The sequence below is a fragment of the Sorangiineae bacterium MSr11954 genome (genome assembly GCA_037157815.1).
In the GTDB taxonomy this organism is placed as follows: domain Bacteria; phylum Myxococcota_A; class Polyangia; order Polyangiales; family Polyangiaceae; genus Pendulispora; species Pendulispora albinea.
On the sequence record CP089984.1, the window covers coordinates 3990226 to 4007261 of the forward strand.

Below are 17036 nucleotides of genomic sequence, written 5' to 3' on the forward strand. Positions count from 1 at the left end.
CGTCCCCGGGGCGGGGCAAGAAAGAAACAGTGGCAAAAATGCCACGTTCCTCGGGTTCTTTTTTGGCGACGCGCATCAGGGCGCCCTGGGGCCGCTCGTAGCAAGGGCTCCGCGGCCGTAAACCCCGGCGAGGCGTTCGAGCGCGGCGATCATCGTTTGAAGCAGCTCGTTCACGGGGGTGGGGACACCGTGGCGCTGGCCGAGCTCGATCACGGTGCCGGCGAAGATCTCCACCTCGGTTTTTCGCCCTGCCTCCACGTCCTGGAGCATCGATGTTTTGCCATTTGGATCGAGCGACGCCAGAATGGGGAAGAGCGAGTCGACATCGTCGTTGGTCAGATTCACCCCCTCGCATCGCGCGACGGCGACCGCCTCCAAGGAGGCCCTGCGCGTCAAGGTCTGCACCTCGACGACCTCCGCAAACGCGCGGTAGGGCGCGCGGAGCACGGCCGAGACCTGGTTGACCCCCACGTTGAGCATGAACTTCCACCACAGCGCGCGCACGATATCGGCGCGCACCTCGTGGGGAATGCGCGCCCGCTCGAGCAGCGCGCTCACCTCGGTGACGCGCGGATCGTGCACGTCGCCCGAGGCGGCGCCGAACACCAAGCGGCCGAAGTTCGAATACCGTGTCGCGTTGCCCTCGCGCAGACCATCGTTGCCCACCATGAACGCGTGAAGCACCTTGTCCGCGCCAAATGCGGCGGCGAGCATCGCTTCGCTCGAGATGCCGTTCAAGAGCGAGACGAGGATCGTTCGCTCGCCCACCCATGGGCGCACGTCCTCGATGGCCGCGGTGAGGTGGTGCTGCTTGACGCCGAGGATGACCAAGTCCGCGGGCGGCGCGTCGCCGGGCGCGTCGCCATGGCCATGGACGTTGCCCTCGCCTTCGCCCTGCGGCGCCAGGCAGCGCACGCGAATCGAACGGCCATTGACGATCACCCCGTTCCGCAGAATGTCCGCCCGCCGCGCGCCGCGGGCGACGACCGCGATACACTCCGGATCGAGCTCGAAGAGCCGCTCCACATAGGTGCTCCCCACCGCGCCGGCGCCGCAGAGGACGATCCGCCGAATGTCGGTTCTGCGAATGTCGTTCATGCCCTCGCAGTGTAGAGCACCGAACGGTCCGGTGCTCTAGGGTCCGGGGTCCACCAAACGCAGACCCCGCGGCAGCCCTTCGCCGTAGAACGCGGCGCGATCGGCCTCTTCCACCGGCACGTGCTCGCGCACGGCGCGGATCCACTCGGGTTTGGCCGCTAGTTTTACGAGGCGCTTGTCCACCTCGCGCCGCACACGTTCGCTCACGTCGCGCGCACGATCGTCGGTCACACGCGAAAGTTCCACGGCGGCGCGTGGCGCGGTTGGTACGAGCTCCCATTTTTCGCGCAGCAGGTGATCGAGCCAGCGCTCGGCCACCAAGGGCGTGACCACATGGTGCACGCTGGCGTAGGCCGGTACCCGTGCGCCGATGCGGCCGAGCGCGGCCCATAGGCGCGGATCGCGCTCCGTCCAGGTGCGCTCGAGGATCCAGCCGCCGAGCTCCGAGCGGCGGTTGGCCGGGAGACGCTCGAAGGTGGACACCGTCTCCAAGAGCTCGTCGAGCGACTCCGGTTTGAGCTTCTTCGGCTTCTTCTTCCCGCGATCGGCGGGCGCCAAGAACGCCTCGAACGTATCGAGGACCAGCACCTGCGCCGCTTCGTCGAGCCCCGCGCCCATGCGCCGCAAGGCGATGAAAAACTGCTGCCAGCCGCGGGGCCCCTCGGGGAACGCGAGCTTCTCCGGAAAGAGCGCGAACAACGGCCCGACCCGCGCGGGATCGTTGGGATCGCCGAACCCCGGACGCACGCAATAGCCGGCCAGGAGCCAGAAGACGCGCTCGTGATCGGCCGAGCGCCGCCGCCCGCGCGCAAATGGAAGGAGCGCATCGAACAGGGCGCGCGCGTCGTGCGTGGTCCAGCTGCTTCGCTCGCCGAGCAGGCGCTCGAGCTCGCGCACCAGATCCTTCGCGTCGCGCGGCGATGCGTCCGGGCGCGGCTTGCCGAAGGCGCGATCGATGAGCTCGCGCGCCTCCTCGAAGCGCTTTCCGCGGAGCGAGGTCGCGGGCGCCGGCGGCAAGGACGAGCCTCGCCCCTCCGCCTTGTCGGCCGCCGGCGCGCGCAGCTGAAACGCGAGCCGAAAACGTCGCGGCGCTTTGCCGGCGGGCGGGTCGGCCTCGACGCACGCCAGATCGAGGGTGCCAATGGCCGTGAGCTTCCCTTCGAGCACCACGCCGACTTCGCCTTTGGTCTCGTCGGCGCGAAACGTTACCGCAGCGGGGGGCAGGGGCGTGAAGTGCTCGTCGTCGAGGGTCACCACCGAGCCCGCCGGGTCGATGCGCGCGTCGTCCGAGGTGAAGAGATCGAAGCGCACCGGCCTCCCCACCGTGAGCGCCAGGCGCGTTCCCTCGGCCACGGTGGTCACTTCTTCTTTCGTCCCGCGCGGCACCACGGAGATGGCGCGCTGCTCGCCCAGCGCCACGTAGTAGCCGTGCGCCGCGCCCCCCTCGATGCGCAGCCCATGACCGCGCAGCGAGAGCCCGTACGCCACCGCGCCGCGCGCCACGCCAAAATCCGGATCGGGGTGGGGGAGGATGATGGGCGCCTCGTCGCTCGGGTGCCACGCGCGAATCACCTCCGCCATGCGCTCCGTGATCCGCGGCGCCCGAAAGACGCCGCCGTTGAGCAGGATCGCGTCGATGGGGGTTCCGTCCGGTACGTGCCGCGCGACGAACCACGCGATGTGCCGCGTGATGGCCACGTCGCGCTCGTACGGGAGCCCGAACGCCACCAGCGCCCCGCGGCTGCGCGACGGCCGCGCATCGCGCTCGACCCTCGGAAAGAACCCCTCGAGGACGATGCGCTCCACCTCCTCGCGTCCGAGCTCGGTGCTCTGCGCGCCGCCCACCAGCCGCGCGCCGTGCCCCAGCACCGTCACCTGCGCGCTCTCGGGCGCACCGTCGCCGAGCAGCCGCTCCTTCGCCGCGCGGCAGGCGGCCGTGAGCTGCGCAAAACGACCCGGATCGAATCGGGTCGCGAGCCGCTCCTCGCAGAGGTGGGCCAACGTCAGGTCCATGTTGTCCCCGCCCAGGAGCAAATGGTGGCCGGTGGCCACGCGCGAGAGCAAAGGTCCGTGCTCGCCGCGGGTCACCCGGATGAGCGAAAGATCCGTGGTCCCGCCGCCCACGTCGCACACGAGCACGTGCGCCTCCTCCGAGCCCGCCTCTGCGTTGGCGCCGGCGCCCGAGCCCGAGCGCGAACGCGAACGCGCGAGCAACGCCTCGAGCCCCGCCACGCCGATGCGCTGCATGCAATCGTAAAACGCCGCCTGCGGCTCCTCCAAGAGCCGCACCGAGAGCCCCGCGCGCGCCGCCGCCTCCAAGGTCAGCTCGCGTGCCCCTTGATCGAACGACGCCGGCACCGTGAGCACCACGTCCGCCGCGGCGAGCGGCGCATCGGGGAAGGCCGCATCGTAGGTCGTCCGCAGGTGCGCGAGGTAGCGCGTGCTCGCGTCGAGCGGCGACACCTTGGGGATCGATTCGTCCTCGGAGCCCCACGGCAGGATGGGCGCCGCTCGATCCACGCCCGAGTGGCAAAGCCAGCTCTTGGCCGACACGATCAGCCGGCCCGGCACCTCGGCCCCGCGCCGCCGCGCGAGCTCCCCCGCCACATAGGGCGCGTCCTGAAATGGATCCCCCTCGACCTCGCCGGGGGTCGGCGCAAAGAGGCACGAGGGGAAGAGCTCGCGCGCCTCGATTTCGGTCCGGCTCACCAGCTGCGGGACGGCAAAAATGCGCGGCGCCGATCCCTCCTCGCTGAAGGCGAGCAACGTATTGGTGGTTCCGAGGTCGATGCCGACGACGCGCGCGCTCATGACTCGATCTTAGGCGGAGTTAGGTGGATCCGTCGTTGCCTCGCACGGCCAGCTCGATCGCCCAGCGCTCGTCGGGCTTGCGCGGTGCGGTCGCGACCGCCTCGAGGAGCAAGGTCCCCACCTCGCTCACCGCCGCGTGCAAGCGCACCGGAACGACGTCGCCCTCGCGGCGACCTTCGGCCGGGAGGGTGACCTCGATGGGCGCGAGCTCCTCGAGCTCGCCCTCTTTCCATCGTTCCAGCTCGGTCCCCGCCTCGTCCTCGCGGCGCACCGTCGACCCAAAGAACCGAAAGCGCACGGGCTCGCCCACCACCACGCCCACCTCGTTGGGCGGGAGGCTCGCCTGCGTTCCTTCTTCCATCCCGAACGGCGCCACGCAAAGCGCCGTGATCGGCGGCTCGATACCGGGGACCGCGGGCATGGAGCTCTCGATCCCGACGTAGTACGCGCGCGCCGTTCCACCGCGGATGCGCAGCCCGCGCCCGCGCCGCACCAGCCCGTACGCCGCCGCGCCGCGCGCCACCGCCAGATCGTAGTCCACCTCGTTCAAGGTCCGCACGGGCGGCGCGCCGTCCTCGGCGAGCCATGCGTTCAATGTCCCGAGCAGCCGCGTTCGCAGGGCGTCGCTCTTCATCACGCCGCCGTTGAAGAGCACCGCCGTCGGATGCAGGAGCGAGGGCCCCCGATCCGCCGCCGTCCCCGTGCCCGCGTGGGGCAGCGAGAGCCGCGCGAGCGCGTCGGCCTGCCGCCCCAAAAACGCCGCCAGGTGCTTGGTCACCGCCGCATCCGACGCGTACGGGAGCCCCAGCTGCGTGAGCGCTCCGCGCGCGCGCACCGCCGGCCGCGCCGATCCCGGCACCACGGGGAAAAATCCCTCCACCAGCACCCGCGTCACCTCGTCGCGGGTCAGCTCACTGCGGACCCCGCCGCCGATCAACTTCGAGCCGCGGGCCGCCAGCACGATGGGCACCGCGTCGAGCTTCGCATCGCCGAGCAGCCGCTCCTTGGCCCCGCGGCACGCGTGGGTGAGCGCGCCCATCTGCCAGCGATCCAGCTCGACCCCGCCTTGCGCGACCTTCTGCTTCACCACGTGCGCCAGCGCCAAGTCCATGTTGTCGCCGCCGAGCAAAATATGGTCGCCCACCGCCACCCGTACGAGCTCCAGCGACCCTTCGGTCTCCACCGCGGCGATGGCCGAAAAGTCGGTCGTTCCCCCGCCGACGTCGACCACCAAGATCACATCGCCGACCTTGAGCTCCTTGCGCCACCTTTCGCCCATCGCCTCGATCCAGGCATAGAGCGCGGCCTGCGGCTCCTCGAGCAAGGTGACCTTCTCGAGCCCGGCCGCCATCGCCGCCTCCGCGGTGAGCTCGCGCGCGCCCGCGTCGAACGACGCCGGCACCGTCAGCACGATCTCCTGCTGGCCCAGCGGCGCCGGCGCCTCCCCCAGGCTGGCGAGCCGCGCATCCCACGCTTCCGTGAGGTGCTCCAGGTACCGCCACGACACCTCCACCGGCGATATCTTCTCGATGTCCTCCGGCGCCCCCTGCGGAAGGATCCCGCCGCGCCGATCCACCCCCGGGTGGCAAAGCCAACTCTTCGCGCTCGAAATCGTCCGCAGCGGCGCATCGGCCCCGCGCGACCGCGCCAGCTCGCCCACCGCAAACCGCCGCTCCGCATCCCACGGCAGGGCCTGCGCCCCCTCGGCCTCCGCGGCAAAATACAGGAACGACGGCAGCAAGGTCCGGGCGTCCACCGTCCCCGCCGCCACCAGCTGCGAAATGGGGAGCACCTCGGGCCGCGCGCTCTCCTCGTCGAGCCGCGCGCCCGCCATGGCCGTATGCGTCGTCCCCAGGTCGATGCCGACCACGTACCGCTCTTGCTCGTTCGGTTTGGTGCTCACAGCTCGACCTCCGCCGGGCACAAGATCGTCGCATCGTGCCCCGGCACCGCCGCCGGCAGGGCGATCTCTTTGGCGCGCCACCCCCGGTGCCGCAAAATCCCGCGGTACGGTCCGGACCCCTTCACATTGCCTGTCAACTTCACCTCCGCGGGATCGAACCCCGTATTCAACGTCACCGGACTATCCTCGTTCTCGGCGCGCACGGGGACGATGGTCGCGTGGGAGAGCAGCGCCTTGCGGCACCCCTCGTGGATGACCCGCGCCGTCGCCCCAATCTCGGCATCGCCAAATGGCGCAATTTCCTGTGTCAAAAAGTCGACCAAGCGCCCCTCCCGCTGAAACAACGCCAGCAGCTGCAAGGCTCCCTCCACCGAGCTCTCGGCTTTGCTCGCCGTCGCGGCTGCAACCGCGGTCGCCGTCGATGTGCGCGCGGGCGCCGGGGTCTCGACGGTCGCCGCGGGCGCTTCGTTCGCGGGTTTCGCGGGCGCCCGATCGGAAGCGGGTGCCGCCTTGGGGGCCTCGAGCTCGCGCACCGGCTCGGGGGAGGGCGCGGGCCGGGCAGGGGGGAGCGCCTCGGGCGATTGCGCGCCCCAGACGCGGGCCGCGAACGCCCCATCGAACAGGACGCGGAAAAAGGCCAGCCACGCGAACCACAGACGCGTGAGGAAAGGGAGCTGAGTCGGAAGAGCCGTCGTTTCGGTCACGCGGGCGAGGCTACTTCCGCCCGGAACGCGAAGCAAAGGTTAGGATGGCGCCCATGCCCGAAGGACCGTACACGCCTCCTCCGAACCCGGGGCGTTTCATCATCCAGAGCATGCTCGCGCTCCGCGGTTGGCTCCTCAAGTTGGTGGACACCATCACCCCCCCGGAGCTCACGATCTTCGAGCACACCTTCGCGGTGATGCGCACCCAGATGGTTCACGTCGCCGCCAAGCTCAAACTGGCCGATCAGCTGGAAAACGGGCCTCTTTCTGCGCACGAGCTCGCCCTCCGCACCGGCGCCAACGCCGACGTCCTCGAGCGCATGCTCCGGGCCCTCGCCCAGCTCGGCGTCTTCCGCCGCCAACCCGACGGCCGCTTCGCCAACAACCGCATCTCGCGGGTCCTGCGCACCGGCGCGCTGGGCGGGCCGGCCTTCCCCGAATATTTCGGCAGCTCCTACCACGCGCACGCGTGGGCCGAGTTGGAGCACACGGTCATGACGGGCAAGAGCGCCTTCGAGCACGTCCACGGCGCTTCTTTTTGGGACTACTTCGAGCGCCACCCCGAGCACGGCACCGTCTTCGACGAGGCCATGTCGCGCCTGACCGAGCTCGATGCTCCCGCGGTGGCCTCCTCCCCCATCTTCCGCGAAGTCCGCAAAGTCTGCGACGTCGCCGGCGGCAGCGGCATGCTCCTCGGCGCCATCCTCGCGCGCCACGACCACCTCCACGGCATCCTCTTCGACCAGCCCCCTCGTCTCGACGACGCCCGCGCCCGCCTCCGCCAGCGCAACGTGCTCTCCCGGTGCGAGCTCACCGCCGGCAACTTCTTCGAATCCATCCCCACCGGCGCCGACGCCTACCTCCTCAAAGACGTCCTCCACGACTGGGACGACGCCCGCAGCACCACCATCCTCCGCAACTGCCGCCGCGCCATGAAACCGAACCAGCGCTTGCTCATCGTCGAAATGCTGCTCACCGACGCCCCTCCGTACCCCATGGTCAATTTGCTCGACATGGAAATGATCACCGTCTGCTCCGAAGGCCGCCAGCGCACCGCCACCCAATTCGAAGCCCTCCTCGACGACGCCGGCTTCTCGGTCCGGAAGGTTCACCCGTTACCCGGACTCACGAGCTTGATCGAGGGGGTTGCTCGTTGAGGATGCCCCGCCCCCGTCTCGTGCCCGAAGGGCCGAGGGCGATGGCCGATAGCCGAAAACCGAGGGCCGAAAACCGAGGGCCGAGGCCGAAAAGCTGAAGCCGAGGGCCGGGTCTGGTGCCAGGCCATCGTTGACAAGGGCGGCGACCTTCTCTCCCTTCGCCGCACTTTCGTGCTGCCACCATTCCAAGGGTCTCGAATGAAAATATTCTCTCCTCGCATTCCATCGACCACAACAGAATGGGACGTCCCGAGACGTCCACTCCGTCAGGTCGCGGGCGAAGTGAAAAGCTTGAACCGAGGCAAGACGTTTATCAATTTGACTTGCCACTCTCATTATGAATCGGGAACGACGTCATGATCCGCGCTCTCTTACGATTGGCCCACAACCTCTCGAACTCTTCTTTGGAAACTGTTGTTGCTTCGTACTCAGGATCGGCGTTCAAATCTTCAATTGAAGGCGTTGGTGCTTCCCCCAACACTGAGCCTCCAGCTCCTTCAGTCATGTCCGCGAACCCCCATCGGCCGGCCGGATATATGTCGATCTTCCGAAGTTGCATTCGTTGTTCGTTGAGTTCGGAATATAGAATATTCGGCTCAGCTGGATTCGAGTGTTTCTACTTTACCAATAAATAGTGCATGGCCTAGTGCGCCTGTCCGAAGCTCATGATGCGCCCGGATATGTTCAGCGATTTGTCATTAGGCACGAGGAATACTCCCGAACGACCTTGGGCGACATTCAGCCCCGCGGTATCGATTTCAATATAATGACTATATCGGACGCCCCGCCAGGGCACTCCCAGGAAGGTTGCCGAGAGGGAACCGGCGCTTCTCGTTCCCGGGATGACGTCGGTAAGATACCGTCCGTTCCCATGAACGTTGCTCGTTCGATTTGGCGCTGTTGCGCTAGGGCGAGACATTTAGTTCTCGCGCGAAGTGAAACGCTTGAACCGCCGCGAGAAGACGCTCGGCACCGGGTCGTTGGAGCCCAACAAACTCTCCAAACGCATCATCCCACTGGACAACCTCAATACCACTACTGCCATGCAGCTCGACTATAAATATGAACGTTCGTTCATCCTGTCCTCTGGCAAGAGCTACTCGATATATTCGTTCTTCGCTGCACTCGATCGACTTTAGACTCCACTTCATGGAAGTACTCCGTTGCCGGTCCAAGCGTCATGAAACGCATCCACGGTCATCTCATACGTGCTGCCACCGTTCCAAGGGTCTCGAATAAAGAGGTTCGCTCCTTGCATCCCGTCGACGACAACGAAGTGCGATATCCCCTGAGGTCCACTCCTCAGTTCCGCTATCCAGGGTCGTTTCAGACCCATTAAGTGTGAATATAGATTTGGACCGAGGTAGCCTCCAATTCTTCCGATACCTTTGCCGAGAAATTTAGCATCTGTCGGCGCCCCGACACGAGGAATCAGTTCGTCCTGCGGAATTCCCGACACCATCTCGCCACAGGCCGCGCCGCATGATGTTGGAGTCCGTTGACCAACGGCGCCACCGGCGCTTTCGTTAATGACGCGCCACCCCTTTCCGCCGGCCCCAGCGCCTGACGGGAACGCTGGGCCTTTGGGGCCAGATCTAGACCCAACGAAGACTCCCACCACGTGTTTCGCTTGTTGTGCGTACGAAACTCTCGGTGCCGGTAAGTCGTCAGCTCGCGTCGGAGCGCCCGCTTCGCCGCCACCAAGGATGCCCGAGATCATTTCTGCGGGACTTCCCCGCCTAAGTTCGTCTCGCAGCGCCCTGCGTGTTGCCGGGTCCGAGTCAATGGCTCGGAGTTCACGAAACAGCCTGGCGGCTCCCGCCATGGCGATGTGGACAATTGTGGCGGGGCCGTCAATCTCGCTCGGTCGAGACCACTCTGTCTCCGGTTCCCCAACGATCGTCCCTGCATCGCAGGTCCCGACATTGCCTGCTGTCCCCGCACCAGGGGTACATGTAACGCGACTCCATTCGCCGCTCGAATAGCTGCTCCCTGGAAGGCCCGCATTCGTCATTACGGCGAACCCTGGAACCATTAGCCCCAACGGGTCCACCAACCTCTGCGGCGAGCCCATGACGTACGCGTACGGATTTAGGTCGCTCCCAAGCTCGTGCACCGTCAGCGGGTCCGCACTCGCCCACTGCCCCAACGCCGGCACGTAGTAGCGGTACCCGAAGTACGTGAGCCCGACGCCGACGTCGTCCTCTTTACCCGTGAACCGGAAGTCCTCGCGGAAGAATTGCCATCGCTTCGGGCGATAGTCCGTCTCTGCCTGGCCGTAGGCCAAGTACGTGCTGCGTTCGACGAGCTCGCTCGTCGACTTGTCGACCACCACGCTCGTCGACCCGATCGGATCCGTCATCGTGAAATAGACGCGCGCCTTCTTGAGCCCGATGGTCGGCAAACCAGGGTCTCCATGGACCACACGCGCGATTCCTGTGCCGTTCGACACCAGGTACACGGCTGCGGTGTCCTCGTTTAGCTCGTACTCGAGCGAGCGAAACCTCGCGCCATTGAGCCGCAGGGTCGGGAACACTTCGACCGTGTACACCCGCTCGTGCGACCACGGGTTCTCGACGGACTTAATCACCCGCTGCCCACCCGCGGTGTACGTGTAGCGGAACTCCACGCCCATCGCGATGCCGGAGACTGGCGTGCGCTTGGCGCGCACGAGCTGCCCCACTTCGTCCCATTCGTACGAGAACGACAGATCGATCGCGCCCGCGTCTTCATCGGCGCTCGGTCCTGGCTTTCTTAGCGTGAGCCCGGTCAGGTTCCCCGCGGCGTCGTAGGTCGCCTTGGCGTACCCTTTTTCCGCGCTCGCCGACGCCACACGATTCGGGCCCTTGGTCGGCGTTCCATAGGTCATGGTTCCCATCGAGCGATCGTGGAACGCGTGCACGTCGTCGTCGGACTTCGTCAGGTTACCTTGCCAGTCGAACTCGAACGACTGCCACTGCACCCGCTTGGCGAGCCTCTGCGCGGGGATCGGGCGCGTGTCGTTGTTTTCCAAATCTTCGGCGAACGGGGATACCTGTACGTCGCCACCTGTCTCGTACTCGACGCGGCGCAGCTGGTACCGATCGTCGTATGTGAATTGCTGCATGGAAATCGGTTTTGCCCCCGCTGGCCATTCGTCGCCAATCCGCTCGTCGCGCACGGTGAGGGCGTTGTCAACGGCGTCGTAAGAGACGACATGGAGATCCTGAAGTACCGTCTGCGCCGTCTCCGACGGTGAGGGCTTCTTGTAGCCGGCAGGCGGATTCTTCCAGATATCCGGAGCAACGCGGCGGATCCGCGTCCGTTGAAGCCGACGACGCGCGTCGTACTCGTTGCCCAGCTCCGTGTGCGCCGTGTCCCCGTAGGTGACGAATCGCACGAGATCATCCGCATCTACGATTTTGTTCGTGACGAGATCGCCGTAGCTCCCGGCGACGTGATTGGCAATCCCGCGCGCCGTGTAGCTCGTAGTGACCAAGTCTTTTCCGTTCAGCCCTCCGGCCGTTACGGATTCACCTTGCAGCTCCGGAACCTCGAGCCCCATCGTTTGCGCGATCACTCGGTCCGCTGGGTCGTAGCCAACGGCGGTCTTGTACCAGTGGGAAATGTACCCCGCGGCAAGAGCCGCCTGGTCTTCCTCGGCCGCCGCCGCTGCGCCCTCCTCCGCTCCTCCTTCGAAGGGTCGGCCGTTCTGCTCGGCCATCGCAATCTGCCGCGCAACTTGCGTGGTTCGCCCGCGGCCGTCATAGGTATATCGCGTCCTCTGAGCGCGATCGTAGGAAGCCGCGAGACGGCCGATGAAGAACAATGGGTTGCCTTCTTGTCCCTGCTCGGGCGCGTCGTAGACGAACAAATTCGTCACCTGTTGCTCGCGGTAGCGCGCGTGGCTCCGCAAGCACGGCGAGTACGTCTCCGCGAGCGGCCTCCCAAGACCGTCCCACTGAGTATTCTTCCCGCACCCGCGCGCGTCGCTCGTTCCTATCACGTCGCCGGAGTCGTTGTAGGCGTAGCGCCACGCTTTCATCTTCGTGGTACCGAAACCGCTCGACGTGTTCGGCTCGGCGTTCTGCACGAGCCTGCCCCATGAGTCGTACTGCATCGTGCGCGTGTACACATCACCGCCCGCGCTGTGCGAACGTGTGATGGTCGAGAGCTCTCCTGTCGGGAGGTACACCATCCGCGTCGTGATGGTGTCCGCCGACGTTCCGAGAGCGTTGGTTGCCCGCTGCTTCAGCGTGATGCGCCCATGCCCGTCCCACACCGTTTTGGTCGGATGCGGTGTTGCTCCGGGCGTGAGGTCCGCCGCGTCGAAAGTCTCCTGCCAAAGCCCGTGATACAGCACCGAGCCCTTCGGCTCGCCCTCGAGCCCAAACGTTTGCATGGCCTGTCCAAACGCATCGTACGCGATACGGCTCGACAGCACGGACGCGGGCACGGCCGGCGGCGTTGGACCTTGTGGGTCCACGGTGGCGAAGTATGGCTCGTACGCCTTCACGACCCGTCCACGCGCATCGCGCTCGAGCTGCCCGCTAACGATGTACGGGCCCAGGTCGCCCGCTGCGGGGTCGGCCTGCTTGATGGTCGCAACCGTGTGCCCGTACGGATCCACGTAGCTCCATGCGGACCGGTATCGCACCGCGCTCCCATCATCGTCTCGCGTTTCGACGTGCACGCGCTGATAGGGGCCATTCTCGACGTCGACGTACGTCATCCTCGCCGAAGGCACGCTCTCAGCCAGCACGCCCAGGGTCGGACTCGGCTTGTAGATCTCCTTCGGCCGCCCCCATCCGTCGTACACTGTCGTCGACATTGCCCCGGTCGGGTCGGTGACCATCGTCGCGACTTCAAGCCCGCGGTCGTAGACCGTCGTCGTGGTGAGCCCGCCGCTTCCGCACCCGTTCCTATATGCGGTCTGCGCCACGGGGAGCTGCCCGAAGGAGGCATCGTAGCTCGTGTCTGCGCAGCGCATCCCGGTGGCATTTTTCACGCGCCGCGGGTTGCCGAACAGATCGTACGTCACCTCGAAGCGCAACAAGTTCACGCCGTTCCGCGAGGCGTCTGCAGGCGTCGGAGCCACCTCGGCGAGCCAGTCTTCATGGAATCGGGCAAGTGCCAACGTCCCAGTCAAATCACCGTACGTCTTGAGCAGGTTTCCGACCGCGTCGTGCTCGTAGCGCGCATGCTGCAGGTTCGGTCCCGGAAGCGACTCCCGCACGTAAGTGTCCTTGGCGCGCCAAAGCCAGTGCGACGAATCACCCGATGGAACGGCCCACTCCGTCACCCTGTAGATAGGTGAATCCACCGGAATATCCGGGCTCAACCGAACTAAATTGCCGAAGTCCGCCTCGGACGTGATGTTGCCAAAAGCATCGAGCTCGCGCGCCGTGGCCGTGTGCGCAGTGCCCTGGGCCGTTGCAACCGTATACGTACCGCGCAGCGTGACCTCGGCCGACTGGAGATCGATCACCTCGAGATTCGCGGGCGCGGGCGAGAAGTTCGCTGTGTCGTACCCCCAGTTGTCGGTGAAGGCCGCGTAGATCCGACGAACCTTGCGCCCGTCCGCACCGTCGTAGAGCTTGTCCATCTTGTACTGGTGATGGATCGTCGTGAGGTGAACGCCGTTGGTGTCGAAGGTGTCAACGGTCAGCGGCAACCCGCGCACGGCGGTCCGCGGATTGTCGACGGCGGGTGCGCAAGGCACGTCTCCGCCCGAGCTGCTCACGCACGATCCGATGAGAAAGCGAGTCTCCATCGTCACGCGATTCGGATCGTTGGTGGTGGCTCGCACCGATCGGAAGCCGCGGAATTGACGCTCCAGATGGTCGTAAACCGGCTCGCGATAATCGTAGCTCGTGACGTACGGGCCGCCCGTTCCCTTCACGTCGGCGTTGCTGCTCACCGTGACTTTGCTCACGTGCGCGGGCGCACCGGGCACTCCCGCCGTGATCCCGTACTCGAGCTTGGTTTCCGCTCCGAGTCCGTTCGTGATGGTCGACAGTAGGCCGGGGCGTCCGTTCACGAAGTTCCGTAAATGAAGGACTTCCGTGTAGAACTGCTCCGTTCCCGTCGTCACCACGATGTTGTCGATCCCCGTCCCATACTGATCCGCGAATTGGAGCTGCATCGGCTGCTGCAGGCGACCGGCTCCGGGACCGACGCGATACATCGTCGCCCACTGAGCGACGTCTTCGCCCGGCTTCAAATGCGCCACCGGGCCAATCCATTGCGTTCCATCCCCGAGGGAGATGTCGATGCCAGGATAGGGATCACCTTCGAAGTTCCTCAGATCGATCCGGTCGACAATCGAGTCGCCGTTCAGATCATGCAGGTACGTGTTCGCAATGTAATCGGGGCGCACGGCTTTGACTCCACCGGGGACGAGCTTGTAGCCCACGAAGTTGCCACTCCCTGTCCCATAGGCGACGTGCCATTCCTGATCCCAAAGGTCCGGGGTTGCGCTTGGAACCCACCTGACCGTGAGCTGGTCGACAACACCATCGCCCGTAAAATCCCGATAGAACGTTTCTCCGAGCGTCAGGTACTCGTCATCGTCGTCCTTTGGAACACAATCCCCGGCGGCGGGGCCACGAGAAAATGGCAATACATCTCCCGCGCCGTCCCGAGTCGTGAAGAAGCTGCATGTGCGGAACCTCGTTTTCGGCGGGTCCGAAGGATTCGCGGAGGGAGCTGTCGACTCTGGACGCTTGAGGAGCACCTCGTGGCTATCGAGGTTGCCGTCACCGTCCAGATCCATGTACTCACGGTCACCAGGCATCGCACGCACCGCCGACCAGTCCGAGCTCACGGTGCGAGTGTCACTCGGCACCAAAGACCACGTGTTCGACGGGCCGCTCTGCGGCGAATAGATCGCGTAGTGACCCGTCGGCTTCGCTCCATCGAGCTCCGACCAAAGAATATTGACCTTCCCGTCGCTGCTCCAACTTCCGAACCTACCAAAGATGAAAAGGTTGGAGGAATTCGCGCCCAGCACGGATGTGGGCACGTTCATCGTTCCCATCACGTACTTGAGCCCCGTTTCGCGGATCCCAATGACCAGCGGCCCCACCGGCTCGCCATTTATGGCGGGTGGCCTGGCAAAGGCATCGGCCACGCCGTCGGCGTTCAAATCCATGAAACTGAGGCGGTTCGAGTTCGGCACGTGGTCATGCGGGAACTTCGCGATCAGGCGGCTGCCGAGAGATTGGTTGATGTCTCCAAATCCCGTATAAGCCATTGTAGCGAGGTCGCGCTCTTCGGTCACGCACAGCGGTCCCGAAATCACGAAGTTGTCGTCTTCGCGAACGTCTGGACAGGCCCCCGACAAATGAACCTTTCGGACGATCGACCGCACCTGATGGGAGTGCGCGCGCGAGGGCCAATACGCCACCTGATAGCGTCGGACTAGATGCCGCCGACCATTCCCCGGATCGGCGAAGTCTGCGCTGGTGACATCGACATGATCGAGGTGATGCGCCGGCCTTAGGTGCCATGGCGGCCCGTTGGGAAAGACCTCTCCTTTTTCGGGCACGCTATAGCTGATGTGCGTATGATGCGCGAAATGACCTAGGGGAATCTGCGACGGGGTGGCCACCGGTGCACCCACGCGCGGGGTATCGAAGATGTCCACGAGATAGCCACGTGCTTCGCCCTGGAACCTCTCCCAGCGGTACACGACAACGTTGGCGCGTCCGTTCCCCCACTGCCTCACGAGGTTCCAACGGAAAGCAATCGGCTTCCCGTCCGCGGCTGCTGCACCGGCATCAAGGCCAGAAAAGTTGCCGATATCGTCGCGCGGCGCCCCATACTCCGCCTGCACGCCCGACTTGCCGTCGGCGCGCCACGTTCGCCTGTCGGGAGAGAGAAAGTAGCGTACGCCGTCATCCATGGCGGCGCGAAAGTACGTCCAACCGCTCATGTCGTCGGGAAGCGTCTCACCCGGCAGAAGAGATCCTTGTCCGAAGCATTGCCCATCGGTGACGAGGCAGACCGGAACGAGGTCGACCCCGTTGATCCGGAAACGATCCCTGTCGTCGTAGCGAGGTCCACCACCGCGATTCTCACGTTCAATCCGAGGAAGATTGAGACGCCATGCGTAGCCGACCTCCGTGTTCGTGCCCGCCGAGCTGTAGCTGATTCCAAGGCTGGGTTGCGCCTGGCCACGAGCTCGCGGCAACTGGAACCCGATCGAGGCTTGCGCTGCGCCCGTGGACGGGTCGACCCCAGCCATCGCGCCGTTTCCGGCGCTGCTTCCCTCGGGGATCCCGAGCGTGGCACGGCCGAGGGTCGGGAGATCGCCATCGTGCCCTTCCGCACCGGCCAGCAGTGCACTTCGCGTGGTGCCTGTAGATTCTCCGGTCGCTGCCGCTTTCACCGGCGGTGAGCCCGTGGAAGTGGGCTCTCTCGGCGAGGATTCCCGCGGACCGTCCTCCTCGGCGTAAGCTCGATGCGGGATCATGGCGGTGATGAAGACGGCCGTTAGGACCGCCGCGACGAGGCGAGGACAGCTTCGAAAATGGGCAAGCAAGGTCTCTTCCATGACGGATCTCACATGCGATGGTCGTTGGAATTAAATCAGGCACGCGCCTAGCGGCAGGCGCGGGAAAGCTGTTCACCGGCGACACGGCACTGGGCGGCGAGTCGCCCTTTCGCAGCGTCGTCCTTCGCGGCAACGGTGAGCGCCTGCCGTGTTGCGGCCGCCCGTTGAGAGGCCACATCGGGGCTTATGTCGCTCATGCACCGATTGAGCTGAGCGAGATATGCGACGCAATCCGGCACGAGCTCGTGGTCATCCGCATCGCCACCACCTCGCGCGCTGCATCCGAGTCCGAGAACGATGACGATGGTCGCGACCAACCACGCGAGCCGGTGCAAATATGTGTGATATCTACATCCAACGGGACTCATATCGCTCATCCCCTCTCGCGCCCATCGACCTTTCGTAGGCTGCATTGCGTGAATTTGCATTAGCTTGATCAATTCAAGCAATAAGTTTCGTCGGCTCTAAATTTTGCGACTTATAAGTGTGCTAAAACACTGCACTTCGCGATGGGTTTGCCGATCCGTCACGAACGTCATACTCAAAATTGGCCGGAGAGATGGCTGGACGAGATGGGCGCCAGCGATTTCATTTGCATTCGCGAAACTGCGCAACATTTCACCGAACTTAAAGAGATGCGACTTCAACCGACAGAGAAATCGCCATCGCCATTGTCGTGGGACGCGGGGCATCGTTCAGCCCGACGCCGCATCGGAACTCTCGGAACTCGCCGCGACGGCGCCCCACGCTCGCGGTGTCGACAGTCGGCGTGGACGGACCTCCAGCGCTTCCATTCCTGCTGTTGACACCGCGACATCTTGGGCAGC

The 17036-nt window shown here is 65.3% G+C and carries 7 protein-coding genes; 2 read left to right on the forward strand and 5 right to left on the reverse strand.

What is annotated here, in order from left to right; genetic code table 11:
* Positions 1-75: 75 nt before the first annotated feature.
* From LZC94_15800 to LZC94_15815, 4 genes are read right to left on the reverse strand one after another with little or no spacing between them, the layout of a single operon-like run.
* Positions 76-1098 (reverse strand): 2-dehydropantoate 2-reductase, encoded by a 1023-nt coding sequence (locus tag LZC94_15800; GenBank protein ID WXB18688.1) that lies wholly within the window; start codon positions 1096-1098, stop codon positions 76-78.
* 36 nt (positions 1099-1134) lie between these two features.
* On the reverse strand, positions 1135-3909 hold the full coding sequence (locus LZC94_15805; protein WXB18689.1) for a hsp70 family protein: 2775 nt from the start codon (positions 3907-3909) through the stop codon (positions 1135-1137).
* A gap of 19 nt (positions 3910-3928) precedes the next feature.
* Positions 3929-5812, reverse strand: a complete 1884-nt coding sequence (locus LZC94_15810; GenBank protein ID WXB18690.1) for an Hsp70 family protein — start codon at positions 5810-5812, stop codon at positions 3929-3931.
* On the reverse strand, positions 5809-6516 hold the full coding sequence (locus LZC94_15815; protein ID WXB18691.1) for a DUF2760 domain-containing protein: 708 nt from the start codon (positions 6514-6516) through the stop codon (positions 5809-5811). Before LZC94_15815 ends, LZC94_15810 begins: the two co-directional genes overlap by 4 nt.
* Before the next feature lie 53 nt (positions 6517-6569).
* On the opposite strand from LZC94_15815, the gene LZC94_15820 reads away from it, so the two are divergent.
* Entirely contained in the window at positions 6570-7673 is a 1104-nt protein-coding gene (locus LZC94_15820) for an acetylserotonin O-methyltransferase (protein ID WXB18692.1), read from the forward strand.
* A 935-nt stretch (positions 7674-8608) separates the two neighbouring features.
* Entirely contained in the window at positions 8609-8812 is a 204-nt protein-coding gene (locus LZC94_15825) for a hypothetical protein (protein ID WXB18693.1), read from the forward strand.
* A gap of 8 nt (positions 8813-8820) precedes the next feature.
* On the opposite strand, the gene LZC94_15830 is transcribed toward LZC94_15825, so the two are convergent.
* Positions 8821-16209 carry a hypothetical protein gene (locus LZC94_15830; GenBank protein WXB18694.1) on the reverse strand — a complete coding sequence of 2463 codons (7389 nt, stop codon included), beginning with the start codon at positions 16207-16209 and terminating at the stop codon, positions 8821-8823.
* Positions 16210-17036 lie beyond the last annotated feature (827 nt).

Coding starts and splice junctions, on each gene's coding strand:
- LZC94_15800 (WXB18688.1), bottom strand. CDS start 1,098: ATGAACGACATTCGCAGAACCGACATTCGGCGGATCGTCCTCTGCGGC.
- LZC94_15830 (WXB18694.1), bottom strand. CDS start 16,209: ATGGAAGAGACCTTGCTTGCCCATTTTCGAAGCTGTCCTCGCCTCGTC.
- LZC94_15805 (WXB18689.1), bottom strand. CDS start 3,909: ATGAGCGCGCGCGTCGTCGGCATCGACCTCGGAACCACCAATACGTTG.
- LZC94_15820 (WXB18692.1), top strand. CDS start 6,570: ATGCCCGAAGGACCGTACACGCCTCCTCCGAACCCGGGGCGTTTCATC.